This window comes from Bifidobacterium sp. ESL0732 (assembly GCF_029395535.1).
Taxonomy (GTDB): domain Bacteria; phylum Actinomycetota; class Actinomycetes; order Actinomycetales; family Bifidobacteriaceae; genus Bifidobacterium.
Genome location: NZ_CP113920.1, coordinates 1,508,557 through 1,532,969, shown reverse-complemented (window position 1 = coordinate 1,532,969; position 24,413 = coordinate 1,508,557). Strand labels below are relative to the sequence as shown.

Here is a 24,413-nt window from a genome sequence, read left to right as displayed (position 1 = left end):
TCGTATCATGAGATGAGGGTGTGTTGTCTTCGGTTTTTCGTCCCCACCGGTATGAGAGAATGAAAACGTTGTCTTTCATTCGGTTGTTGGAATCGAAATTTTTCAAACCGGCGTCATGACCCGAAGGAGTTATCGTGACCAATCTGTTGCTGGCCGTCATCTATCTGGCGTTCATTTCGCTGGGTCTGCCTGATTCACTGCTCGGTGCCGCTTGGCCGAGCATGCGCCCGCAGATGGGTGTGCCACTTTCCTGGGTCGGCGGCATTTCCATGATTATCTCGGCTGGCACCATCGTCTCTGCGTTGCTCTCCGATCGAATGACCCTACGATTTGGCACCGGCAAATTGACCGCTTTCTCTGTCGGGCTGACCGCTGTTGCGTTGTTTGGTTTCTCAGTGGCACCCAATTACTGGGTACTTGCCTTGATTGCAATTCCTTACGGCCTTGGGGCCGGTGGCGTGGACGCGGCGCTCAACAACTACGTTGCCATCCATTACGCGAGCCGGCACATGAGCTGGCTGCACTGCATGTGGGGCATCGGTGCCTCAGTCGGTCCCTACATCATGGGATTTGCGCTTTCCAACGGTCAAGGCTGGCCGTGGGGATACCGCTACATTTCAATCATCCAGATCGTGCTGACGGTAATTATCGTCTTCTCGCTGCCCCTCTGGAAAGGCCGGAAGGATGTTCCGGCGGCGGTCGGTTCGGACCAAAGCGAGAGCAAAGCTCCTGTCGATAAAACCGAAGCCGTTGCAAAAACTGAAGCGAAGGCCGAAACTGAAGCGAAGCCTATAAAGCCACTAGGTGTACGCGGGGTGCTTGCCATCCGCGGCGCCAAAGAGATTCTTGTGATGTTCTTCTGCTATTGCGCCATCGAAACCACCTCGGGCCTTTGGGCCTCGAGCTACATGGTCGGTCACGACGGCATTAGCAAGGTCACCGCGGCGAGCCTGGCAAGCCTGTTCTATCTGGGCATCACCGCGGGCCGCGCACTCAGCGGATTCATGACCATGAAATTCGATGATCCCACGATGATCCGCATCGGCCAAGCCGTTCTCGGCATCGGCATTGTCGTCATGCTTATCCCGTTGCCGGGGCACGTCGCCACGGTTGTCGGTCTGGTGCTGATTGGCCTGGGATGCGCGCCGATTTACCCGTGCGTCATCCATTCCACCCCCACCTATTTCGGTGTGGAGCGCTCGCAGGCGATTGTCGGGGTGCAGATGGCGTGCGCTTATGCGGGTTCCATGATCATGCCTCCCGTGTTTGGTCTCATTGCCCAGCATATTTCGATAGCTCTTTATCCGTGGTATCTGCTGGTATTGCTGGTGCTCATGGTGGTGATGCACGAGATGCTGCGGCGCAAGGTCGGCCACAAGGCCTGATGCCTGAGCGTTCCTGATAATCGGTTGGCAACGTCGTGAGGCGTTGCGATAATCGAACATATGTACGAATGTCTGGATCTGTTTTCGTCGCCTACCGCGGCATGGTTCAGGCATGCGTTTGCCGCGCCTACCGACGCCCAACAAGAGGCCTGGCCGCATATCAAAGCTAAAGAGAACGTGTTGGTGGTCGCTCCCACCGGCTCTGGCAAGACTTTGGCGGCGTTCCTTTCCGCCATTGACGGGTTGATAGGTGAACAATTATCACAAAATGGTGAATTTGCAGCCGAATCCAAGAAGTCAAGCAAGGCTGAAAAGCAATCGAATCGATCTGAGGGGCATAAAGAACTTCATAAGTCAGTGGGCAAGTCCAAAACGGCGAAGTCTATCAAGTCCGGCAAACCTGGCGTCAAAGTACTTTATATCTCGCCGTTGAAGGCGCTGGGAGCTGATGTCCAACGTAATTTGCGTGTTCCGTTACAAGGCATTGCCGCGCAGTGCGTTTCGGAAGGTCTGGAACCGCCTGATATCGACGTGGCGATTCGTTCGGGGGATACCACGGCCAAAGAACGCCGCCGTATAGCGACGCATCCGCCGGATATTCTGATTACCACTCCCGAATCGCTGTATCTGCTACTGACCTCGAAAGCGCGTCGCATCCTGAAAAACGTCGAGACCGTTATCGTCGACGAAGTGCATGCGCTCGCGGCCACTAAACGTGGGGCGCATCTCGCGTTGAGCCTGGAACGGCTCGACTTATTGACTGGCCGAAAGGTGCAGCGTATCGGTCTTTCCGCGACGGTCAATCCACCGAAGGAGGCCGCGTTTTTCCTGGGTGGCGACCAGCCGGTCACGATTGTCGACGCCACTGACCCGGTACATATGGACTTGAAAATCGTCGAGCCGGTTGCGGATATGGGCGCGTTGGGAACTGCCTCGGATGACGAGGGCGGATTCCATGTCGGTGGTGCTGAAGGAAAAACCGGAACGTCAGGTAAAGAGGTTGGCACCGGTACTGGTAGATCTCGCCATATCAGCGGTGTGAGTCCCGCCATGCGTGCACTGGCCGAAGCTCACAAGAATGGCTCAACCGCTGGTTTGGGCACGCACTCAAGCCGATGCCATGAAATCGAAGCAGATATCAAGGATTCTGACGAATTCGGACAGGTTGCGAATCCAAAATCGGTTTCAGTTCCAAATTCGGATGTCCCATATAAAAATGGCAGACTTAATGACTCGAACTTGCCTGTTCAGCATGGGGACTATTCCTCGCCGACCGCCTCCGCTTCGCACTCCATCTGGCCGGCTGTAGAACGCAGCATTTTGGACGAGATTCTGAGCCATCACAGTACACTGGTGTTCGTCAACTCGCGTGGGTTGGCCGAAAGGCTGACAGCACGTATCAATGATTTATACGCCGAAACCGAATGCGGTGCGCAAGTTGACAATCGTTCATACGGCGATGGTAAGCATTACGATTCCGTCGTCGGTTCCTCGTCGGCTCTGGTGGGTTCACACCCGAAGTCCGAGACTATTGCGATGGCCCATCATGGTTCCGTCTCCAAGGAACGACGCAAAATTATCGAAGACGACCTGAAGCATGGCCGCCTTCGTTGCGTGGTTGCCACCAGCAGCCTCGAGCTGGGCATCGATATGGGCTCGGTAGATATGGTCATCCAAGTGGCGCCGCCGCTGTCCGTCTCGTCGGGCCTACAGCGCGTCGGCAGAGCCGATCATCGCGTCGGCGGCGTCTCGCATGCGTTGTTCTATCCGTTGACCCGTCAGGAGCTAATCACTTCCACGGCCACCGTGGAAAGCATGAGGCGAAGTGGAATCGAGCCATTGGCTGTACGCCGTAATCCGCTGGATATTCTGGCTCAGCAGACGGTTGCGGCAGCGGCGATGGATGACTTGAAAACCGACGATTGGTATGCGGCCGTGCGACGTACCGCCCCATTCGCCACGTTGTCGCGGGACATGTTTGACAGCGTCGTCGGCATGCTTACCGGAGCCTACAACTCCGAGGAATTCTCGGCGTTCCGCCCACCGTTGCAACTGAATGTCGAGCAAGGCATCATCTCCGCTCGCCCCGGAGCTCAGCGCCTCGCCGTCACCAGTGGCGGTACCATTCCCGACCGTGGTACCTATTCTGTCGTTCTGCCCGAGGCTGATGCCGGTTCGGGGCGTAAGAGGGTGGGGGAGCTGGACGAGGAGATGGTCTACGAGTCTCGTGTCGGCGATGTCATCACACTCGGAACTTCAACCTGGCAGATTAATGAAATCACCAATGATCGCGTCGTGGTCACCCCGGCTCCCGGACGTACTGCACGATTGCCGTTCTGGCATGGCGAGGGGCCGGGGCGAGACGCAGGTTTCGGTGCGTTGCTGGGTGCGTTCGTTCGTGAGATCGGCAACGGACTGATACCGGCATCATCGACTATTGCAGATATATCACAATCTGATAATGGGGGTACTGAGTCTCATTCTGATACCCGCATTTTTGCTGTTGCGGATGAATCCGATTCTACTTATGCGTTCGCTGACGATCAGCCATCGTCTGCAGATGTCATGTCGGATGCTGCTGGCTCGTTGAATTTCCTCGATTCAAGGCGTTCTGGCAGCAAGGGTTTCAACAGCAATGCTGAGCCGCATTTTGATGCCATTACCGAAAAAAGATTATGCGACAATGGTTTAGACAGCAACGGGCGCAGCAATCTGGCCCGTCTGCTCGCCGAACAGAAGGCTGCAACAGGCTCGCTGCCTACCGACAAAACCCTCGTCATCGAACGTTGCCAGGACGAGGAAGGCGACTGGCGCGTCATCCTGCACTCGCCATATGGTCGTCGTGTGCATGAGCCGTGGGCGCTCGCCATCACCAACCGGCTCAAGCGCAAATACGGCTTCGATGGCCAGACTTACGCCACCGACGATGGCATCGTGGTACGTCTGCCCGAGCAAGACAGCCATGTAGGTGCCGCGGAGCTCTTCCAGTTCGATGCCGACGAGTTGCTGAGAGATGTGGAGGAGGAGATCGTCGACTCGGTCCTTTTCGCCACTCGGTTCCGCGAATGCGCCGCCCGTTCGCTGTACATGCCGCGAATGAACCCCGGCAAGCGTGTACCGTTGTGGCAGCAGCGTCTGCGTGCCTCGGAGCTCTTGGCCGCGGCCAAGACACAGCACAATTTTCCGTTGATTTTGGAAACCGCCCGCGAGTGTCTGCAGGATGTCTACGATTTGCCGGCTTTAAAGCAGCTGATGACCGATATTGATGACGGAAAAATCGAAATCCGTGACGTCGAGACGCAAAGCCCGTCACCGTTCGCCCAGAACTTGCTGTTCGGTTTCGTGGGTTCGGTGATGTACGAATACGATTCACCCCAGGCGGAACGCCGGGCAACGCTTTTGGCAATGGATCCGGATGTCTTGGAAGAGTTGCTGGGCAGTGCACATATCGCCGATGTGCTCGACCCGAAAGCCATCAAACAAGTCGAGGAAGAACTGAGCCACCGGCAGTTCTGGAACGAGCTGGAAGCCGATGATGTTAACGGCAGAATGGTGCGGTTCGCCAAGACACATGGGCCATTTACCGCTGACGAAGCTGTTAAAGAGCTGGGCTTGGATGCGGCTACGGTGGTTCACGAGCTCGATGACTTAAAGGCTCGTGGTGTGTTGATGACCGGAACGTTCGTCAAAAACCTGCCGAGTCCGCAATATCTGCATCGCGAGGTGTTCCGTCGGATTCGCTCGCGTTCGCAGACATTGACCCGCAAGTCTTTGAAACCGGTGAATGCCGAGACCTATCAGTCCTGGTTGCTGGTACGGCAGGGGATTGGCGTGAATGCCAGTGAAGACGCTGTTGGACATAGGTTCGGCGATCAACACCATTTGGCTGGCAATGAGCAGAAGGCTGATGACGAAGCTATCGACGATATGTCATCAGAGCCTCGGTCTGCTTGGCCTCGCTTTACTGGAACGGACGGCCTGTTGCGCGTTATCGAGCAGCTGGAGGGCATGCCCTTGCCGGCCGCGATGTGGGAGTCGTCTGTATTTCCGTCCAGAGTGCCTGATTTCAGCTCATCCATGCTTGATGAGCTGCTTTCGACCGGCGAGGTCGTTTGGGTGGGTTCCAAGGATGAAAGTTCATCCGCTAGTCCTGAGTCAGCCACAAAGCCCGGCAAAATCGCATTCTATCTGACCGATTCTCCCTTGCTGAGCAATGTCAGTGCCGATGGTGATGATGATAGTGATTCGGCTGGTAACGGCATCATGGCTGCATTGGGGCTTGGCGGTTCCTATCGTGCGGAACAGCTGGAACAACAATGGCAGCTTCATGGTGGTGATAAACCGCAGGAGGTCGTGGACCTTCTGACCGGAGAAGTACGAATGTCATCTGCCGGCGACTCCGGTTTCGAGCGGACGGTGTGGTCATTGGTGTGGCGCGGGCAGGTCACCAATTCGTCGTTCGCTCCGGTTCGCGTATTGCTGCAAAACGGCAGCGGTTCACAACCTTCTCGTCATTCGTATACAAGAGCGTCGCTCAGCCGTCACCGCCTGTATGGTCGCGCACGGGTCGAGCGGCGTCCGCAATTGCCGGGGACGTTGGCGGGATTATGGTCGGCTGTGCCGAAGCCGCAGGATGTGCGCCCGGAGCAACGCGCCATCGCACAGGTCGAGACGCTGCTTGACCGTTACGGCATCATTGCCCCTCCGCTGATGGATATGGATCCGGGAAACTTGAGTTTTTCCGATATCTATCCGGTCTTAAAACAGATGGAAGCCACCGGCACGTTGGTTCGTGGCATGTTCGTGAAAGGTCTCTCCGCGGTGCAGTTTGCGGAACGCACCACCATCGATCAATTGCGCCAGTGGCGCACACAGAACGCTCCGCTTGCGGTGGCGCTGGATGCTGCCGATCCCGCCAGTCTTACCGGCGGTGCGGTCGCATGGCCGTCGTTAAACATGTCCGACGATTCGGCAGGTGTCGCCGAAAACAGCAGCGTCGAAGCCGATCAACAGAACGATTCGGTTGCCATTCAATCTGCCGACGTTGACGCTGCTGAAACGATAAGAGATTCACAGGCAGATGAGAGGCAACGCGATATAAGCAAGTCGTCGGTTTTGTCGGACGATAGTCTGTCTGCTAATGCTACCGTTGGATCCGCGCGTAAACGTGGAAAGCCGGTCCAGCCTCGGCGTTTGGTCGGTTCTATGGTCATCTTCATCGAGGGCAAGCCAATACTCTACGCCATCCCGTCCAGCCATCATCTCCTGTGTTTCGATGCCACCGATTTCCAATTGCAGCGTGCCATCACACAACTGGCCGATACCTTGCGCTCGAAGTATGCATCGGGCCTGCGGTCGGGCAACAGACGTGGCAGCGTCACTTTCCGCGATGTCAACGGCGAGCCTTTCACCGCCCTGAATCACTACACACAGTTGCTACGCGCCTCCGGTTTCACGCCGTCGCCGCAGGGAATGAAACTGTATCGGTAATTATAAAGGGATAACAGTAGCCAATATAGAAATGAAGTTGTGCATAGAGATACCAATGAGTTGAATGAATGCCTATCAAGGTGGCGATAACAGACCATGACAGAAATAGCCATCACTTTTATCAATCCCAGAATCGCTGAGATCGGCTTTGAAATTGTCAAGTGAGAACATCAGCGGGCAAGATGATGATTAATTGATCTTGCCCGCTGAACGTTGTACGGATTCGTTTTGCCTTTTTATGCTACGTACTCGATCGGTGCGGGCAGATCCACACCCGAAGCGTCACGACGCATGTCGGGCTTCGGCAACTCGACGGGAGCGCCGCCGGAAGTGCTGGCGTAAAGGGGATAGGTTCCGATGGCAGCGCAGGTCAGGGTGTTCTGGCCCTTGAGGAAGCGCTGCGAACGCACGCCGCCGGTGCCGCGACCCTTGGTCGGATACATCTCCAGAGGCGTCACCTTGGCCGCTCCGGTCTCGGTGCCGGGCAGGGCCGCGTCATCGCCGGCAACGGTGAGCACGACGGCTCCGGAGGCCGAATATAGCCCGTTTTCGCCCTCGTCATAGGTCCAGGCGATCTTGCCTGCCGGCACGACGTTGAAGGCGGCGACATGTTGGCCTTCGGCAAGTCTGATGCCGTTCATACCGCCTGCGGTACGGCCTTGCGGACGCACCACCTTGGCTTCGAAGGTCAGGAGTGAGGAATCCGAGGAGATGAAGACAATACGATCGTCGTCGGCTGCGAGAGCCGCGAATACCACGGTGTCGCCATCCTTCAGATCGATGACAGGCCAGGAATCCATGGTGCTGGGCGATTCGCGGTTCCAGCGCTTGACGATGCCGTTGCGCGTACCGATGGCCAGCGGAACATCGGTATCGTCGGTGACCGTAACGTTGGCCTTGCCTGCGTTATCGGATTCAGTCTTGCCAGAAATATCACCCATGGCGATGGCCGCAACGACGTGCTCACCGGCGACCGGTTCCGTGCTGGTAGTCATACCCAGCAGTTCGTCGGCGTTCACCCCGCCGGAAACGTTGAGGTTCTCGTTTGTCGGCAGGTTCGGTAAATCCGCGACATGGGCCAAGACCAAGCGTCCCGCGGAAGTGATGAGCCCGTAGCTGGAAAGCGTCGTCGAGGCGAAGATCGAAACGATCTGGTCGTCGTGTGTGCGCTTTCCATTCGCCTCGCGTGTCTGCCAGAGATCCACGGCACTCGGTGAAGTGCGGGCGATGAGCCCGGTGGCGCTTAGCATCACCGCGCAGGGCTCGTCATCCAATCGCAACGCGGCGGCGGCTTCCTCGACCTTGCCGGCCTTCTTCGCCTTGGCGGCGGCCTGCACGTCCTGTGCCGCCTGCGAAACGGTGTTTTCCACTCGGATGGCTGCCAGAGCTGAGGAATCCGGGTTGGCGTTGGCGCCATCAGCCGATGAACCAGAGGACGCCAGCGAACGCACCGGTGTCAGACTGCCATCCTCGTGGCGTTCCAGCAATACAGTGCGCCGCGGGTCGCCCCATTTTTCCACGGCCTCATCCATTTCGGAAACAATGACCTCGTCAAGGCGTTCGCCCGAGGCGAGGATTTCATTGAGCCCCTCGATCTGCTTTTTGAGATCATCCTGCTCGGCCTCGAGCTCGATGCGGCTCATCTTGGTCAGACGACGCAGCCGCAGGTCAAGGATGTATTGCGCTTGGATCTCGTCAAGGTCGAAGACGGCCATCAAGCGTGTCTTGGCGGCGTCGGCGTTCTCGGAGGTGCGGATGACCTGGATGACCTCGTCGATATCGACCATTGCCAGCAGCATGCCTTCGACCAGATGCAGTCGTTCCTGCGCCCTGCGCAGCCGATATTCGCTGCGGCGATGAATGACGTTGCGCCGATGTTCCACCCACACCTCGAGCATCTCTTTGAGGCCCATGGTGTGCGGTCGGCCGTGGACGAGCGCCACGTTGTTCATGGTGAAGTTGTCTTCCAACGGCGTGTACTTGAACAGTTGGGCGAGTACCGCGTTGGGGTCAAACCCGGTTTTGATCTCGATGACGATGCGTGTGCCGTTGTGCCTGTCGGTCAGGTCGATGGCGCCGGAGACGCCCTCGATGTGGTGGTTCTTCACGCCTTCTGAAATACGTTCGAGCACACGTTCGGGGCCGACCATGAACGGCAGTTCGGTGACGACGATGGCCTTTTTACGGGCCGTCACGTTTTCGATATGTGTAGCGGAACGGGTGGTGAGCGTCCCACGTCCGCTCTCATAGGCTTCGCGGATGCCGTCGCGACCGATGATGATGCCGCCGCCCGGCCAGTCCGGCCCGGGCACATAGTCCATCAGTTCGTCGAGCGTGGCGTCGGGATGTTTCATCAGATATTTTGCGGCCGCGACCACCTCGCCGAGGTTGTGGGTGGCCATGTTGGTGGCCATGCCCACCGCGATGCCGGAAGCGCCGTTGACGAGCAAATTCGGGATGGCGGCCGGCAGCACGTCCGGTTCCTTCAATTTGTTGTCGTAGTTTGGGGAGAAGTCGACGGTGTCCTCGTCGATGTTCGCGTTCATGCCGAGAGCTGCGGGTGCAAGTCTGGCTTCGGTGTAACGCGAAGCCGCAGGCCCGTCGTCGAGCGAGCCGAAGTTGCCGTGTCCGTCCACCAGTGGCAGACGCATCGCGAAGGGCTGGGCGAGGCGCACCATGGCCTCGTAGATGGAGGAGTCGCCGTGGGGGTGGAGCTTGCCCATCACCTCGCCGACAGCGCGTGCCGACTTCATATACGGCTTGTCGGGAGTCAGGTTCATCTGGCCCATTTGGTAGATGATGCGTCGCTGCACCGGCTTGAGGCCGTCGCGCGCGTCGGGGAGTGCACGCGCGTAAATCACCGAGTAGGCGTACTCGAGGAAGGATTTGCTCATCTCATCGTCGAGTGGCGTTTCGACGATGTTCTCCTTGACCGTGTGCGGGTCATAGGATGGTTTGGCCGTTTTTCGACGTTGAGCCATACTGAAAAGCACCTCTATCTGTTAACAAACAATCCGTCCCATCATATCGGTTGCCCTCGTCGAGGGAGGACTGGCATTGTTGACGAGACAACGACCTTGCGGGTCCGGTTTTCGTCGCGCAGTGATTCAATGGGAATATGAGTGTTGAAGTCGAGCCTATGGACGAACTGCTGGAATTCCGCCAAATCGATGCTTATGCCAGCAGCCGTCATATTTCCGCGGTTCTCCCCGCTTTGAGCGCCACCATCGGGCACGCGATGCCGACAGCCATCCATCCCGATCCGGAAGCTGCGAGAATGGCGCTGGGTTTTCCGAAGGCCGATTCGGCGGTCATCGTTTTGGTGGACGGCTTGGGCTTCTGGAATCTCGCCATGCGCGCAGGTCACGCCCCGTATCTGCGTGGTCTGATGAATCAAGAACGTAATGCAAAGCCAATAGCAACCTGCATTCCAAGTACCACGCCGATAGTCATGGGTGCGTTCGGCACCGGCACCTGCCCGGGTATGACGGCAATGACCGGCTTCACCCAGCGAAATGCGGAAACGGGGGAGGCGTGCCAACTCATCAGCTTCGCAGGTGCACCCGATCCGGAGGATTTGCAGCAGGAGCCCACGATTTTTGAACGTCTTGTTGCAGGTGGCGTGCGTGTCACCAGCGTCGGCTTGCCGAAATTCGCCCATTCCGCCCTCACCCGTGCCGCCTTGCGAGGTCCGGAATATATGGGATCGCAGCACGAAGAGCTCCGCGTGCGTGCTGCCATCAAAGCCGCCGCCAAACCGGGAATTACGTATTACTATGTCGATGCCGTCGATAAGGCCGGGCACCACCATGGTCCGTTCAGCGAGGAATGGGCTACGGCGTTGGAAAATACGGATGAGCAACTTCAGACCTTGAGGCGCGGCTTGAAACCAGGCACTCTGATGGTGGTCGTTGCCGACCACGGGATGGTAGAAGTCGATTTTGAACATCAGATCGATATCGCGAATCGCAAGAATCTGACGCGGGATGTCGCGTTGGTCGCCGGCGAACCTCGTATGACCATGCTGTACGCCGAACCTGGTACGGATACCGAGGCCATGGCCATGCGCTGGCGTGAGGAATTGGCTGACCGTGCGGAAGTTTTGACACGCGATGAAGCCATTGAACGCGGCTTATACGGCGATGTCAAAGAGCGCGTGAGGCCGTTGATCGGTGACCTGATTGTTTGTGCCAAAGGCAGCGCCACGATTGTGGATTCACGCACCCAAAGCGAAGGGGCGATGGGCCTTCTCGGTGTTCATGGCTCGCTCACGCATCTCGAACGTGAGATTCCGTGCCTGATCGATGTGGCTTGATTCGCCTATTCTTTACTCCCCGAAGAGGATTTCATCCCAGCTTGGCACTGCGGAACGTCCTGATTTACGTTTGCCGTGCTTATGCTCGTCGTGATTGTGCCTATCGTTTGCCGCCTGGTTGTTTTGCTGTTCATCGGCGTTTCCGGAAATGCCGGAACGGTTATTGTCCGTCTGAGTTTCCGGCGTGTCATTCAATGGGACGAACATTTGTGGCTGTGCCGTAGGCGTGCGGTCGGGGAGAGGCAGTGACAAAGGCTCCGTCGGCGTGGTTGCCGTCGTTGAGGAAGTCGCCCTTGTCGCGTTTGTAGAAGTAGGTTGCGTATTCGCTCCCGGGGCCGGATAAGGCAGAGAAACAGACCCTGTACCCGCCGAATTCGGCTGGTTGTACTCTGGATCATCCGAGTTGGCCATGGAAAGTGAACTGGACTGCTGATTCTCCTCAGCCGTCTGTTCCTGCATCAAGGCAACCGTGCTGGCGATTCGCGCGGAACGTACGGAATCACCTGGCAACGCAGGGTTTGTCTTGAATTCCGAAGCGGCTATTGCTTTATCTTCGTCGCTACGTACCGAGACCTTCTCGGTTGTTCCAGTTGCTTCATCGGCGTTTTCCGACGATTGGTTTGACCATTCGCCTTGACCGCCCGCATCTGGCGCTCCGTCATCAGATTGGTCGGATTGCCTCGTCGTATCCCTCTCGCCGAGCAGTATCTGCGCCGCCGCATTCTGACATTCGACGGTGTTGTCATGCATGTTCCACGTCCACTCGGCCCGTATGCGATTGCGCTGGGTGCTGAATGTCGCCGTAATCAGCCAAGGTTCCCTTCCTCGGCGTGTCGCGCCCCACTTGACGGATTCCATACCGATACGGGCTGCGGCGAGCGTGCGTGCAATAAGGTCTTCGACGGAGTGAACTTTGCTACCTTTGGGTGCGGAAACCGCGAGGAACTGCTCGATGGCGTATTGCTTTTCGGTTTCTACCGCAGCCGAAAAACGCCGTACCAACGCCTGGCTCAGACCATATTTTTCGGCCACTTTGTCGGGTTGCGCACCGGCCCGGATAAGTGCTTGAATGCTTGAAATTGGTAGGGTTTGAGCCATTCCTGGGTTGCTTGCCTCGTCAGTTTCGCTTAAGATCTGACGTGCCTCGAGAATGGCGTGCTCCAGTGTGTCGTCCACCGGTATCCGGAACTTCAATCCCTTCGAAACGAACACCAGCTCGCCGTCTTCGTCGACATGGTCGAACCGAGCATCCGCAACTGAACTGATTGACATGCGAGCACCACTTTCCTACAACAATAAAACTACGAGAATTTTACTTTATTCCATTATGTCCCTCGTGTCGTACTTTACGAATTTACGAAATCGTGTATCCTTTAGCCCGTAAAAGACATTTTGACATGGACGCCAGCGGTATAAGATACCGTGAACCAACAGAGAAAGGAACACGAGATGGCTCAGGATTATGATTCCCCTCGTAACAAGGACGAGGACGAGGAATCCCTTCAGGCGTTGAGCAAAAGCAACAGGGATTCCGCCGAGGATATTGACGACGACGAGAACGCCATCGCCGAGGACTATGAGCTGCCTGGGGCGGATCTCAGCAACGAAGACTCTTCGGTGACCGTCATCCCCATGCAGGGTGACGAATTCATCTGCTCGGAGTGCTTCCTCGTCAAGCATCGCAGCCAGCTTGACCATATGGGCCCCAACGGCCCGGTCTGCAAGGAGTGCGCCGCCTGATGGCCTATGCTGAAAGCTACAACGAACCCGAAAACGTCGAAGTGCTGCTGAAGGCTGATCCCGACGGGAACGTGCCTTCATTGCGTTATGCGCATGCGGGTGATGCTGGCGCCGATTTGAGCACCACGGAGGAAATCGAGCTCAAGCCGTTCGAACGCGCCTTGGTGCCGACGGGAGTTTCCATTGCTTTGCCTAACGGTTATGTCGGTCTCGTCCATCCGCGTTCCGGACTGGCGGTGAAGATGGGAGTCACGGTTTTGAACGCGCCGGGCACTATTGATGCCGGTTATCGTGGTGAAATCAAAGTGCCGCTGATCAATCTTGACCCAAAGCATACGGCGGTTTTGCATATCGGTGACCGCATTGCGCAGCTTGTCATCCAACGCTATGTTGAGGCCCGGTTTGTCCCTGCAGTCACGTTGCCGGGCAGCGATCGGGCGGAACGTGGATTCGGTTCGACAGGAATCGCGGGAAAATAAAGGCAAGCCGTCTTTCAATCAGATAGAATAAACGCAGAAAAGATGATGGGAGCGGGCATGGGCGATATGGTTTCGGACAACAATTCGGCGAGAGTGCTGGGCTGCGAGATCAGCACGGACCCGCTTGACCCGTTGCAGCCCATTGTGCGTGCCTGCCGTGTCCATCATCCTGATGCCGATCTTTCCATTCTCGAACGAGCCTATCGCCGGGCCGTGTGGCAGCATCGCAACCAGCGCCGTCGTTCCGGCGAGCCTTACATCATCCATCCTCTTGCCGTTGCCCAGATTCTGGCCGATCTCGGCATGGGTTCGTTGGTTGTTGCGGCAGGATTATTGCATGACACCGTAGAGGATACCGATTACACGCTTGACGATTGCCGCGCGGAATTCGGCGATACCGTTACCGGCCTGGTCGATGGAGTCACAAAGCTGACCAACATGGAGGTCGGGGATTCGGCACAGGCCGAGACCATTCGCAAGATGGTAGTGGCCATGAGTCGCGACGTGCGGGTGCTCGTCGTCAAACTGGCCGATCGCCTCCATAACGCCCGTACCTGGCGTTATGTCAAGCCTTCCAATGCCCAGCGCAAGGCCCGAGAGACGCTCGACGTCTATGCGCCGCTTGCCAATAGACTCGGCATGAACGCCATCAAAACCGAGCTCGAAGAACTGAGCTTCAAAGTCCTCTACCCGAAGATTTATAACGAAATCGTCGTGCTTGTCAACCGCCGTGCCGGACAGCGTGACGTCTACCTGAAGCAGATCGTCAGCGAGATCAATGAAGATCTCGCCGATCAGCACATTAAGGCCACCGTCACCGGCCGGCCAAAGGATTACTTCTCGATTTATCAGAAGATGATTGTGCGCGGCCATGATTTCTCCAACATCTACGACCTGGTCGGTGTGCGCATCATCGTCGACACCATTCAGGATTGCTATGCAGTGCTCGGTGCCGTTCACGCCCGTTGGAGCCCAATCCCCGGCAGGTTCAAGGACTACATCGCCATGCCGAAGATGAACATGTACCAGAGCCTGCACACCACAGTGGTCGGCCCCGGCGGCAAGCCGGTCGAGATTCAGATCCGCACTTGGGACATGCACCGGCGCAGCGAATTCGGCATCGCCGCCCATTGGAAATACAAGGAAAACGGGCAGGCCGGCCGCAAGTTGAGCGAACCGGACAAGACCGACAAGAAGCGCGAAAGCGAAGAGAACCAGGACCTGAGCGAGGCCGACAATCTCAAATGGATTCAGCAACTGGCCGATTGGACCAGTGAGACTCCGGATTCCAACGAATTTCTCGGATCGCTCAAAGAGGATCTGGGCAGCGCCGAAGTCTACGTCTTCACGCCAAAGGGCAAGATCATTTCTTTGCCGGCTAACGCCACACCAGTCGATTTCGCCTACGCGGTTCATACCGAAGTCGGCCACCGTACGATGGGCGCGCGCGTCAACGGGCGTCTCGTTCCGCTTGACACCGTGCTCGAAAGCGGCGACACTGTTGAAATCTTGACTTCCAAGTCGGAGACCGCCGGCCCTTCGCGCGACTGGCTGAGCTTCGTCAAAAGCCCGAAGGCGCGCAACAAGATCCGTCAGTGGTTCAGCAAGGAACGCCGCAGCGAGGCCATCGACGAGGGCAAGGACGAACTTACCCGTGCCATGCGCAAGCGCAGCCTCCCGGTATCCAACCTCCTGACTCCGCAGGCGCTGGTCGGTGTGGCTGACGAGCTCAACTTTGACAACGCCGATGCCGTGTTCGCCGCCATCGGAGACGGCCAGGTTTCCACGCAAAACGTGATCTCACGTCTCGTCAAGGACGCCGGACAGGACGAGGTCGAAGAGGACGTGGAGCAGGAGGCGCTGCCGCTTAAACACGCCGAACGCCGTCGCGACACCAACAAACTCGGCATATCCGTCAAGGGCGTGGAAGGCGTGTGGGTCAAGCTGGCCCGCTGCTGCACCCCGGTTCCCGGCGACAAGATCCTTGGCTTTATCACCAAGAACGAGGGCGTTTCGGTACACCGCGCCGATTGTCAGAACATGCTGAACCTGAAGAAGCAGGATCCTGAACGTGTGGTCGAAGTCGCCTGGACCAGCGCCAAGGGGCTCTTCATGGTCAAGATCCAGGTGGAGGCACTCGACCGCCCGCACCTGTTGACCGACGTGACCCAAGTGCTTTCGGACCACGGCGTCAATATCATCAACGCCAGCGTCGCCACCGGCTCCGACCGGGTGGCCACCAGCCAGTTCTCCTTCGAAATGGCCGATCCCCAGCATATGAATACGCTGTTGAGCGCCGTACGCAAGATCGACGGCGTCTTCGATGTCTACCGTCTCACCGGAGCCAAGGATTCCGCGGTTCCGCACATGCGCAAGATGTAGCGTTGCCGGCAGTTTGGCTGCAATGCCAAAGATGCGATGAAAATCAAGATAAATAGGCGAAAATCCTGATTTTCATCGCATGTTCATTTGAACATGCGAGCATAATCAACAGAATCGCGGCGGAATCCTGATTTTCATCGCATATTAAGCCTTGGATACGGGAACTTTGTAATGCTTGCGTTGTTGTAATGGCCTACTTCACGACTTCAACCGAGACGATGCCGGCCGGTTCCAGTGGCATGTCGTTGCCATCGGTGGGCAGGTTCTGCAGGCGGTCGACTACGGACTTGCCAGCGTCATCTGCTACTTCGCCGAAGATGGTGTGGTGGCCGTTGAGCCACGGGGTCGCTACGGTGGTGATGAAGAACTGCGAACCGTTGGTGCCGTGCGGCTTGCCGTCACGTCCGCGGCGCAGTCCGGCGTTCGCCATCGCGAGCTTATAGGGTTGATCGAAGCTGAGGCCGTCGGCGAACTCGTCGTCGAACTCGTAGCCTGGGCCGCCGGTTCCGTTCCCCAACGGGCAGCCGCCCTGGATCATGAAATCCTTGATGATGCGATGGAAAGTGAGCCCGTCGTAGAACGGCTTGTTCGACTTCTCTCCGGTGGCGGGATCGGTCCATTCCTTTTCGCCGGTGGCAAGACCGACAAAGTTCTTGACGGTTTCCGGCGCTTTGTCGTCGAAGAGGTTCAGGACGATATCGCCCTCAGTGGTATGCATGATTACATTTGTCATGAAGAATAGTTTCCCACCGTGTTAGGACGTGGGTGTATTTGCGCTGATATGCACAAAGGCCGAGAACGTTGAATTTCCGCCGAGTATTGTACAAGTTATAACGAATGTCAATAGGTCTTTGTGGCTTTTGTGTTGTGTTGAAAGCGTAAGAGCGGGTAAAGTGGCGGCAGCACGTCCAACGAAATGGGGAATAAACATGACGTCACCAAACGATCAGCAGAACACCGGCAATTCGAGCGGAAAAGCGCCTTTGGCCGATGACGGGTTCCAAGGCCCACAGGAACCGGTCAGGGTCAATCACACCGTCCGCAACGTCATCATCGCGGCTGTGGTCGTGGTGTTGGTCGTGGTCCTTGCCCTCTTCGGCTATCGCGCATTTGCTGGAAAGAAGGCAGGTGCCGCCAAAGGCAGCGAATCCAATCCTGTCAAGATCGGCGTGGTCGGCGTTACCAGTCCAGAATGGCCTATTTTCAAGGCCGAAGCGCAAAAGCAGGGCATCTACGTCAAACTGGTGGATTTCCAGGACTACACTTCCGAAAACCCGGCGCTTGATTCCGGCGACCTTGACCTGAACGAGTTCCAGCACATCCTTTATTTGGCCGATTACAACGTCAAGAACCACAAGGATCTGCAGCCGATCGGTGGCGTTGCAGTCTATCCTTTGGGCATTTATTCCAGCAAGTACAAAGATGTCAAAGACATTCCGGCCGGCACCACCGTTCCCGTTCCTAACGACGAGACCAACCAGGCCAGGGCGCTCGGGGTCCTCAAAACCGCCGGACTCATCAAGCTCAATCATCCTTGGACCGCGTTCACCACTCCTGCGGACATCGATACCGCGGCTTCTAAGGTGAAGGTGCTTCCTCTGAAGGCCGAGCAGGTCGCCAACTCATTGAAAGACCCGCAGGTCTCAGCCGGTGTCATCAACAACGATTATGTCAAGGACGCAGGCCTCAAAGCCACCGACGCCATCTATCATGACAGCGCCGAGAGCAACGAGGCAAGGCCCTATATCAATATTTTCGTGGCCCGTAAGGCGGATGCCAACAATCCCACGTATCTGAAGTTAGTGAAAATTTTCCATTCCAAGAAGGTTACGGCCGGTATCATGAAGAAATCGGATAACAGCGCCTCTATCGCCGACAAATACAGCGCCGCGGATGTACAAGGCTTCCTGCGCGACGTCGAAAAGGATGCAAGGGCCAAAGACTGACATTGTTATAGTTCCAGCCGATCGACGGTCTAGTTAGCCGCCGATCGGCTGAGGTATATACTCAGTCAGGAACTTTAGGCAGGATTTTAAGAGGCGAGGGATAGAGAATATGAGCGAGGCAATCATCGAGCTCGACCATGTGGTCAAGGAATTCAAGTCGAAAGACAAAAAGAAGCCGATGCGTGCGGTCGATGACGTGTCGCTGAGCATCAACAAAGGGGACGTTTTCGGCATCATCGGCTACTCCGGCGCTGGCAAATCGACGCTGGTGCGCATGATCAACGCTTTGGAGCGTCCCACCTCCGGGTCGGTTCACGTTCTGGGCCAGGACATCACCGGATTGAACGAATCAGGTCTGCGTCCGCTGCGTCGTAAGATCGGCATGATCTTCCAACAGTTCAACCTTTTCTCCACCAAGACCGTGGCTCAGAACATCGCCTACCCGCTGGTGCTCGATCACTGGCGCAAGGACTATCAAGAGCGCCGCGTCAACCAACTTCTGAAATTCGTGGGTCTTGAGGAACACGCCAACAAATATCCTTCGCAGCTTTCCGGCGGTCAAAAGCAGCGTGTCGGCATTGCTCGGGCGTTGGCCACGAATCCCGAAATCCTTCTGGCAGATGAGGCGACCAGCGCCCTTGACCCGGAGACCACGGGGGAGGTGCTCGACCTCTTGCAGCAGATCAACCGGCAGCTGGGTGTCACCATTGTGCTTATCACCCACCAGATGAACGTCGTGCAGAAGATCGCCAACCGGATCGCCGTGATGAGCGATGGCCGTGTGGTCGAGAGGGGCGATGCGTATAGCGTCTTCGCCGCGCCGAAACAGGAGATTACCAAGCGTTTCATAGCCACGGCTATTTCCGGCATTCCCGATTCCGAGCGTGTCGCCGACATGCACAGGCAGTGGTACGGCCGTATCGTCACCGTGCTTATTCGGCAGAAAGATGCACGTAACGAGTTGGACAATTCGGTAGTACCGTCATCCGGCCAGAATATTTCAGGGCTTATCGCCAAATACGGCGTTTCCACCAATCTGATTTATGGCGGCATCGATACCGTCACCGGTTATGCGATCGGCGCCATGACTTACGAGTTGGCCGGAGAGCCATCGGTCATCGATAGGTTCCTTAACGAATTGTCGCGCGACAGTGACGTGTTCGATTTCGGTACGTCGCAGTCGCCGGTGGATTATGCCACGGCGGTTTCGACGCCGTTGCACGGTTTGAAGGCGCATCCCGCAAACGACAATGACACTATAGGGTCCAGAAGCGCGGATAGCAATGGGAAAGAGGAACAGGCCTGATGAGTACTTTCAATGTCATAACCGGTTCGTTGGCGGCAAAGCCAATGGGAACCATCACTCTGGCGGCGAATCAGGATTGGTCAATTCTGAAGCCGATGCTGTTCCAATCCATTGCTCAAACCCTGGAAATGGTGTTCATCACCCTCGTCGTCGGCGGCATTTTGGGTCTTGTTTTGGGTGTCATCCTTTACGGCACGCGACCGGGCAATCTTTTCGAAAATTCGGTGGTCTACCGCATCCTTGACATCATCGTCAATATCGTCCGGCCTATCCCGTTCATCATCTTCCTGGCGGCGATTCAGCCTCTGACCATGAAGGTCGTTGGTACCTCGATCGGCACGGCTGCGGCGATTTTCCCGATGATCATCATGGCCACTTTCGCCACGTCAAGGCTTGTCGAGCAGAATCTCGTGCCGGTCGACAGGGGAGTGATCGAGGCGGCGCGTTCTATGGGCGCCTCCACTTTCACCATCATCCGTACCGTTCTCATCCCCGAAGCGCTCGGCCCGCTCATCCTGGCCTATGCGTTCCTCTTCATCTCCATTCTTGATATGTCGGCCATGGCCGGCTACATCGGCGGTGGTGGCCTTGGTAATTTCGCGATTTCCTATGGCTACCAGAAGTTTGATCCCGCCGTCACTTGGACGGCCGTGATCATCATGATCGTGCTGGTTCAGGTTGTGCAGGCCATCGCGAACATGCTGGCCAAGCGTATCCTCAAGCGTCAGAAGTAACTTCGTCCTTTCGCTTGTTGAGTCTTTGCTGGGTCAAGGAAATATATCCGGCACAACGAAGCCGATGGTTGCAACGTCCGCTTTCTGCTCATAACGGTAGAAAGCGGACGTTTCTTTTTATTTCCGTGGCTTTCGGGCTATAGCTTGGCTGTCTGATTGCCGGAATAGCAAGGTTTTTATGCGTGTCATAATGAATACGGATAGTCATTTTTGATTTTTTGATATTTCCCGCCATTTCTGCCGTGTATCCTTGCCATCAAGACATAGCAACAATCAGCAATCAGCAATAGGGGAACACATGTCATCGTCAAATCCCAATACGCAATCCAATCCGGATCTGAGCCCGCTTTCGGCCGGTGGTCTAGGTCCAGAAGAGCCCGTCCGCGTCAATCATACGAAACGAAACGTCGTCATCGCGGTCATCGTTGTTGTGCTGCTTGCGGCGCTTGCCTTCTTCGGCTACCGTGGTTTCGCCGCCAAGAAAGCAAGTGCGGCGAAAGGAACGCCTTCCAATCCTGTCAAGATCGGCGTGGTCGGTGTTACGAACCCCGACTGGGTGGTTTTCAAGCAGCAGGCGCAGAAGCTTGGCATTTCGGTGCAATTGGTTGATTTCCAGGATTACACTTCCGAAGACCCTGCGGTGGATTCCGGCAGCCTTGACATGAACGAGTCGCAGCATATCCTGTTGCTCGCCAACTACAACGTCAAGAGCCACAAGGATCTGCAGCCCATCGGCGCCACCGGCGTCTTCCCGCTCGGGATGTACTCCACCAAGTACAAGGATGTCTCCCAAATTCCTGCTGGAGCCAGTATCCCTGTGCCGAACGACGAAACCAATCTTTCCCGAGCTCTGGGCGTGCTCGACCAGGCCAAGCTCATCAAGCTCAAGCATCCGTGGACCCCGTTCACTTCGCAGGCCGATCTTGACGAAGCCAATTCCAAGGTCAAGGTCGTGCCGGTCAAAGGGGCCCAAGTCCCCAAGTCGCTCAATGACCCGGATGTCGCCGCCGGCATCATGAACAACGACTTCGTCGCCGACGCCGGGCTCAAGCCCTCAGAGTCGATTTTCCGCGACGACCCGCACAGCAACCATGCCCGTCCCTACATCAACGTCTTCATCGTCAAGAAGGCGGACATCAACAACCCGCTTTACCTCAAGCTCGCAGGCATCTCTCACACCAAGGAGTTCAAGGCCGCGTTGCAGCAGAAGTCCAAGGGCACCTGCGTTTTCGCCGACCAATACACGGGCTCGCAGCTCCGAGGCTTCCTGAGCGACGTCGAAAGCGACATGCGCAAGTCCCAGGGGGCGTGAGGCGTGAGCCTGTAAAACTTGGAAGCGAGACAGATCGCGAGTTGCCGGTTTTCCGCAAGGGTCGTGTGACCATATCTTGCTTACAGGCTTTCAGTTTTTCGTCATCGGTTTTTCCAAAGTCGCTACGGTTTTGCCGTTTAGGACTTTTGACGAATTTGTTTGACGTTTCAGATACAAGAACCCATTGCTATTCTTGATTAGGAACAAAAAGAAAGAGTATTACATTATGACAGAGCATGTTGAGATTTCCGAAGATCTGATTACCATCAGGCATCATCTTCATCAATATCCGGAACTCGGTTTCAAAGAATATGAGACCACCAAATTCCTGCGTGACCAGCTTGCCTCGCACGGCATCGAGGTCTTGGATACTGCGCTCGAGACCGGATTGGTGGCCGAAATCAAGGGTGATCAGCCCGGTCCGCGCGTTGTGCTTCGCGCGGATATCGACGGCCTGCCCATTCACGAGCAGTCGGGCCTTCCCTTCACTTCCAAGAACCCCGGCGTGATGCACGGCTGCGGCCACGATATCCACATGACCGGTCTGCTCGCCGCCGCCTTCTGGCTGGCCGAGCACCGTGACCAGATTCACGGCACCGCCGTCATCCTTTTCCAGCCCGCCGAAGAGACCGGCAGAGGCGCTCGCCACGTCATCGAGACCGGCGCTCTGGGCAAGGTCGATGCGCTCATCGGCACGCATAACACCCCAGACCACAAGCCCGGTGAAATCGCGGTGAGCAAGGACCCGATGATGGCCGGTTGCGTCAGCTTCGCCGTCACGTTCCACGCAGAAGGCACCCATGCCGGCAAACCCCATTGCGGCACTGGCCCCATCGAGGCGCTCGCGTCCACGATCCTCTCGTTGCAAACCATTGTCAGCCGCAATATCGATCCGTTCCGTCCTGTCGTTCTTTCCATCACGGAGGTGCATGGCGGTGACGTGTGGAACGTGATCCCTGATACCGCCGGATTCCTTGGCACCGTTCGCTATTTCTACAAGGATGACCACGATTTGGTAACCCGTCGTTTCCGCGCGATCGTCGAATCTACTGCAGCGGCCTACGATATTACAGCCGACATCGATTGGAACGAACTTGCAGTCCCGCTGGTCAGTGACGAAACGCTGATTGGGCCCGTGGCCGATGACGTGCCAAGTTACGCGACCTCCGTCCCAGTCATCACGTCGATGGGCGGCGAGGACTTTGCGGACTTCCAGCAGTTGGGCCCGCTCGTCTTCGGCTCGATTGGTTCCAACGGCCAGCCCGGTCATCACGGCATCCACAATCCCGAATTCGTGGCCTTGGACGGAGCCATAAAGCCCACCGCGGAGTTCTTGGTCAACGCTTTGCTGCGGGTCGAAAGCGAACTCGCCTGAGTTTTCGCCTTTAACCGCCTGATTTGTGGCGATGCCGTCTTTGCCTTTGGACAGGGCGGCATTGCTATAACCCATGCTTTATAGCTATATTGGTTGTGCGGCATGTGGCCAAGAAGACATTCATGCAGTCATATTGTTTCAAGTATCGAGCAAAAGCGACAGGCAAGCGGATATGATGAAGACATGACACAACTACGTTTCGCTTTGGCCCAGATCGACACCTGCGTGGGCGACCTCAACGGCAATGCCGCCACCGTCCTGCAATTCTCGCGCAAGGCCGCGCTCAACCACTCGCAGGTCGTCGTTTTTCCTGAGATGACGCTGACAGGTTATCCCATTGAGGATTTGGCATTCCGTGCCACCTTCCGCAAGGCCGCAGCGGACAAAGCCGATGAGCTGGCAAAAACGCTCGAAAAAGAAGGTCTGGGTGACCTTTACGTGGTGGTCGGTACCGTAGGAACCTCTTCGGCGACCGATATCGACGGCAAGCCCACCAACCGTTTGGTGGTGCTCCACTCTGGTTCCGTGTGGTCGACCTATGACAAGCATTTCCTGCCGAATTACGGCGTGTTCGACGAGTTCCGTATCTTCGAGTCCGGGCAGCATTCGGTCATTCTTGATATCGACGGCGTGAAAGTCGGCGTGGCCATCTGCGAGGACATCTGGCAGGACGGTGGTCCTGTGGCTGAGCTGGCTGGCCAGGGTATCGATGTCTTGCTGACAATCAACGGTTCGCCTTATGAAGAGGGCAAAACCCATACTCGGCAGGATCTGGCTGTTCGGCGTGCCCATGAGATGGATGCTCCGCTTATTTATCTGAACCAGGTCGGCGGTCAGGACGACTTGATTTTCGACGGAGGCAGCTTCGTTGTCGATGCCGATGGCATGCTTCTCGAGCGCTCGCCGATGTTCGTCGAAGACCTGAGCTATTTCGATTACGATTCGGCAGCCGAGCATCAAAAGGTTGGCACGCTCGCCGCGTTGCGTGATCGGGACGAAGAGGTCTATACAGCCTGTGTTCTGGGACTCAAGGACTACATGGCGAAGAATCATTTCACCGGTGTGGTGCTCGGCCTTTCCGGTGGCATTGATTCGGCGTTGGTAGCCGCAATGGCTGCGGACGCCATAGGTGGAGAGAATGTGCAGGGTGTCTCCATGCCGAGCATGTACTCATCGGACGGGTCCAAAGACGACGCTGCCGACTTGGCGCACAACATCGGTGCCCACTACGACGTCCAGCCCATCGAACCGCTGTTCAAAGCCTTCCAGTCCCAGCTTGGCTTGGAGGGTGTTGCCGCCGAAAACCTTCAGGCGCGCATCCGTGGCGTCATCGTAATGGCCTATTCGAACTCCAAGAACCTGCTGGCGCTCGCCACCGGCAACAAGTCCGAGCTGGCCTGTGGCTATTCCACCATTTACGGCGATGCCGTCGGCGGCTATGCCCCGATTAAGGACCTTTTGAAGACTCGCGTCTGGGAACTTTCCCGTTGGCGCAACCGCGCTGCTGCGGCAGGCATCGGTGTCGGGGGTTTGCAGATCGTCGGCAACGAAAACGGGGGAGCGGGCGTACCTCTCAAGGACGGTGTGATGATCCCTGTCGCCAGCATCGAAAAGGCTCCGAGCGCCGAGCTGCACCCCGGCCAGAAGGATTCCGATTCACTGCCGGAATATGCGCTCCTCGACAAGGTCCTTGAGGCCTATATCGAAAAGGCCCACGGCCGCGCGGATCTCTTGAAAGACGGCTTCGACGAGAAGACGGTGGACACGGTGATGCGCCTGGTCGATCGCGCCGAATGGAAACGTCGCCAGTATCCGCTGGGTCCCAAGGTCACTTCACTGGCTTTCGGACGCGACCGTCGACTGCCAGTGACCAGTGCCTTCCGCGAGTAACGGCGCATACGCTGAGGGGAGAGCCGAAAAGAAGTGCGCCAATCTGGGTTAAAGTTAAA

General features: G+C 56.8%; 14 protein-coding genes and 1 pseudogene. 12 read left to right on the top strand and 3 right to left on the bottom strand.

Going from position 1 to position 24,413, the window contains the following annotated elements:
• Positions 1–134: 134 nt before the first annotated feature.
• Positions 135–1,385 (top strand): MFS transporter, encoded by a 1,251-nt coding sequence (locus tag OZX70_RS05955; protein ID WP_277179868.1) that lies wholly within the window; start codon positions 135–137, stop codon positions 1,383–1,385.
• Between the two features lie 60 nt (positions 1,386–1,445).
• A pseudogene (locus tag OZX70_RS05950) lies at positions 1,446–5,216 on the top strand (DEAD/DEAH box helicase); the annotation flags it as partial.
• 1,895 nt (positions 5,217–7,111) lie between these two features.
• On the opposite strand, the gene OZX70_RS05945 reads toward OZX70_RS05950, so the two are convergent.
• Entirely contained in the window at positions 7,112–9,856 is a 2,745-nt protein-coding gene (locus OZX70_RS05945) for a DNA topoisomerase IV subunit A (protein ID WP_277179864.1), read from the bottom strand.
• A 137-nt stretch (positions 9,857–9,993) separates the two neighbouring features.
• Here OZX70_RS05945 and OZX70_RS05940 point away from each other — a divergent pair, with 137 nt between their 5' ends.
• Positions 9,994–11,190, top strand: coding sequence for a nucleotide pyrophosphatase/phosphodiesterase family protein (locus OZX70_RS05940; RefSeq protein ID WP_277179862.1), 1,197 nt, complete (start codon positions 9,994–9,996; stop codon positions 11,188–11,190).
• A gap of 12 nt (positions 11,191–11,202) precedes the next feature.
• Here OZX70_RS05940 and sepH read toward each other — a convergent pair whose 3' ends face one another.
• Positions 11,203–12,462 carry a septation protein SepH gene (sepH, locus tag OZX70_RS05935; protein WP_277179860.1) on the bottom strand — a complete coding sequence of 420 codons (1,260 nt, stop codon included), beginning with the start codon at positions 12,460–12,462 and terminating at the stop codon, positions 11,203–11,205.
• A 177-nt stretch (positions 12,463–12,639) separates the two neighbouring features.
• Between sepH and OZX70_RS05930 the strand changes: the two genes are divergently transcribed.
• From OZX70_RS05930 to OZX70_RS05920, 3 genes are read left to right on the top strand one after another with little or no spacing between them, the layout of a single operon-like run.
• Complete coding sequence (locus OZX70_RS05930) at positions 12,640–12,930, top strand: DUF4193 domain-containing protein (protein ID WP_277151701.1); 291 nt, start codon at positions 12,640–12,642, stop codon at positions 12,928–12,930.
• Entirely contained in the window at positions 12,930–13,409 is a 480-nt protein-coding gene (dut, locus tag OZX70_RS05925) for a dUTP diphosphatase (protein ID WP_277179858.1), read from the top strand. Before OZX70_RS05930 ends, dut begins: the two co-directional genes overlap by 1 nt.
• A 57-nt stretch (positions 13,410–13,466) precedes the next feature.
• The gene (locus OZX70_RS05920; RefSeq protein ID WP_277182130.1) at positions 13,467–15,791 is read left to right on the top strand and encodes a bifunctional (p)ppGpp synthetase/guanosine-3',5'-bis(diphosphate) 3'-pyrophosphohydrolase; all 2,325 of its coding nucleotides are present in this window, start codon (positions 13,467–13,469) and stop codon (positions 15,789–15,791) included.
• A gap of 193 nt (positions 15,792–15,984) precedes the next feature.
• On the opposite strand, the gene OZX70_RS05915 is transcribed toward OZX70_RS05920, so the two are convergent.
• Complete coding sequence (locus tag OZX70_RS05915) at positions 15,985–16,524, bottom strand: peptidylprolyl isomerase (RefSeq protein WP_277179856.1); 540 nt, start codon at positions 16,522–16,524, stop codon at positions 15,985–15,987.
• A 196-nt stretch (positions 16,525–16,720) separates the two neighbouring features.
• Between OZX70_RS05915 and OZX70_RS05910 the strand changes: the two genes are divergently transcribed.
• The 6 genes from OZX70_RS05910 to OZX70_RS05885 all read left to right on the top strand — a co-directional run bounded on the left by OZX70_RS05910 (position 16,721) and on the right by OZX70_RS05885 (position 24,354).
• Positions 16,721–17,737 (top strand): MetQ/NlpA family ABC transporter substrate-binding protein, encoded by a 1,017-nt coding sequence (locus OZX70_RS05910; protein ID WP_277179853.1) that lies wholly within the window; start codon positions 16,721–16,723, stop codon positions 17,735–17,737.
• Between the two features lie 109 nt (positions 17,738–17,846).
• Positions 17,847–19,043 carry a methionine ABC transporter ATP-binding protein gene (locus OZX70_RS05905; RefSeq protein ID WP_277179851.1) on the top strand — a complete coding sequence of 399 codons (1,197 nt, stop codon included), beginning with the start codon at positions 17,847–17,849 and terminating at the stop codon, positions 19,041–19,043.
• Positions 19,044–19,087: 44 nt separating this feature from the next.
• Positions 19,088–19,777 (top strand): methionine ABC transporter permease, encoded by a 690-nt coding sequence (locus tag OZX70_RS05900; RefSeq protein ID WP_277182129.1) that lies wholly within the window; start codon positions 19,088–19,090, stop codon positions 19,775–19,777.
• A 298-nt stretch (positions 19,778–20,075) separates the two neighbouring features.
• A complete protein-coding gene (locus OZX70_RS05895; RefSeq protein WP_277179849.1) occupies positions 20,076–21,089 on the top strand; it encodes a MetQ/NlpA family ABC transporter substrate-binding protein in 1,014 nt (337 codons plus the stop codon).
• Positions 21,090–21,315: 226 nt separating this feature from the next.
• A complete protein-coding gene (locus OZX70_RS05890) occupies positions 21,316–22,464 on the top strand; it encodes an amidohydrolase (RefSeq protein WP_277179847.1) in 1,149 nt (382 codons plus the stop codon).
• Between the two features lie 183 nt (positions 22,465–22,647).
• Positions 22,648–24,354, top strand: a complete 1,707-nt coding sequence (locus OZX70_RS05885; protein ID WP_277179844.1) for an NAD+ synthase — start codon at positions 22,648–22,650, stop codon at positions 24,352–24,354.
• The last annotated feature ends 59 nt before the right edge of the window (positions 24,355–24,413 follow it).

What these genes read in the sequence shown, in the direction of transcription:
- OZX70_RS05945 (WP_277179864.1), bottom strand. Translation starts at nt 9,856, where the DNA reads ATGGCTCAACGTCGAAAAACGGCCAAACCATCCTATGACCCGCACACG.
- OZX70_RS05940 (WP_277179862.1), top strand. Translation starts at nt 9,994, where the DNA reads ATGAGTGTTGAAGTCGAGCCTATGGACGAACTGCTGGAATTCCGCCAA.
- sepH (WP_277179860.1), bottom strand. Translation starts at nt 12,462, where the DNA reads ATGTCAATCAGTTCAGTTGCGGATGCTCGGTTCGACCATGTCGACGAA.
- OZX70_RS05930 (WP_277151701.1), top strand. Translation starts at nt 12,640, where the DNA reads ATGGCTCAGGATTATGATTCCCCTCGTAACAAGGACGAGGACGAGGAA.
- dut (WP_277179858.1), top strand. Translation starts at nt 12,930, where the DNA reads ATGGCCTATGCTGAAAGCTACAACGAACCCGAAAACGTCGAAGTGCTG.
- OZX70_RS05920 (WP_277182130.1), top strand. Translation starts at nt 13,467, where the DNA reads ATGGGCGATATGGTTTCGGACAACAATTCGGCGAGAGTGCTGGGCTGC.
- OZX70_RS05915 (WP_277179856.1), bottom strand. Translation starts at nt 16,524, where the DNA reads ATGACAAATGTAATCATGCATACCACTGAGGGCGATATCGTCCTGAAC.
- OZX70_RS05910 (WP_277179853.1), top strand. Translation starts at nt 16,721, where the DNA reads ATGACGTCACCAAACGATCAGCAGAACACCGGCAATTCGAGCGGAAAA.
- OZX70_RS05905 (WP_277179851.1), top strand. Translation starts at nt 17,847, where the DNA reads ATGAGCGAGGCAATCATCGAGCTCGACCATGTGGTCAAGGAATTCAAG.
- OZX70_RS05900 (WP_277182129.1), top strand. Translation starts at nt 19,088, where the DNA reads ATGGGAACCATCACTCTGGCGGCGAATCAGGATTGGTCAATTCTGAAG.
- OZX70_RS05895 (WP_277179849.1), top strand. Translation starts at nt 20,076, where the DNA reads ATGTCATCGTCAAATCCCAATACGCAATCCAATCCGGATCTGAGCCCG.
- OZX70_RS05890 (WP_277179847.1), top strand. Translation starts at nt 21,316, where the DNA reads ATGACAGAGCATGTTGAGATTTCCGAAGATCTGATTACCATCAGGCAT.
- OZX70_RS05885 (WP_277179844.1), top strand. Translation starts at nt 22,648, where the DNA reads ATGACACAACTACGTTTCGCTTTGGCCCAGATCGACACCTGCGTGGGC.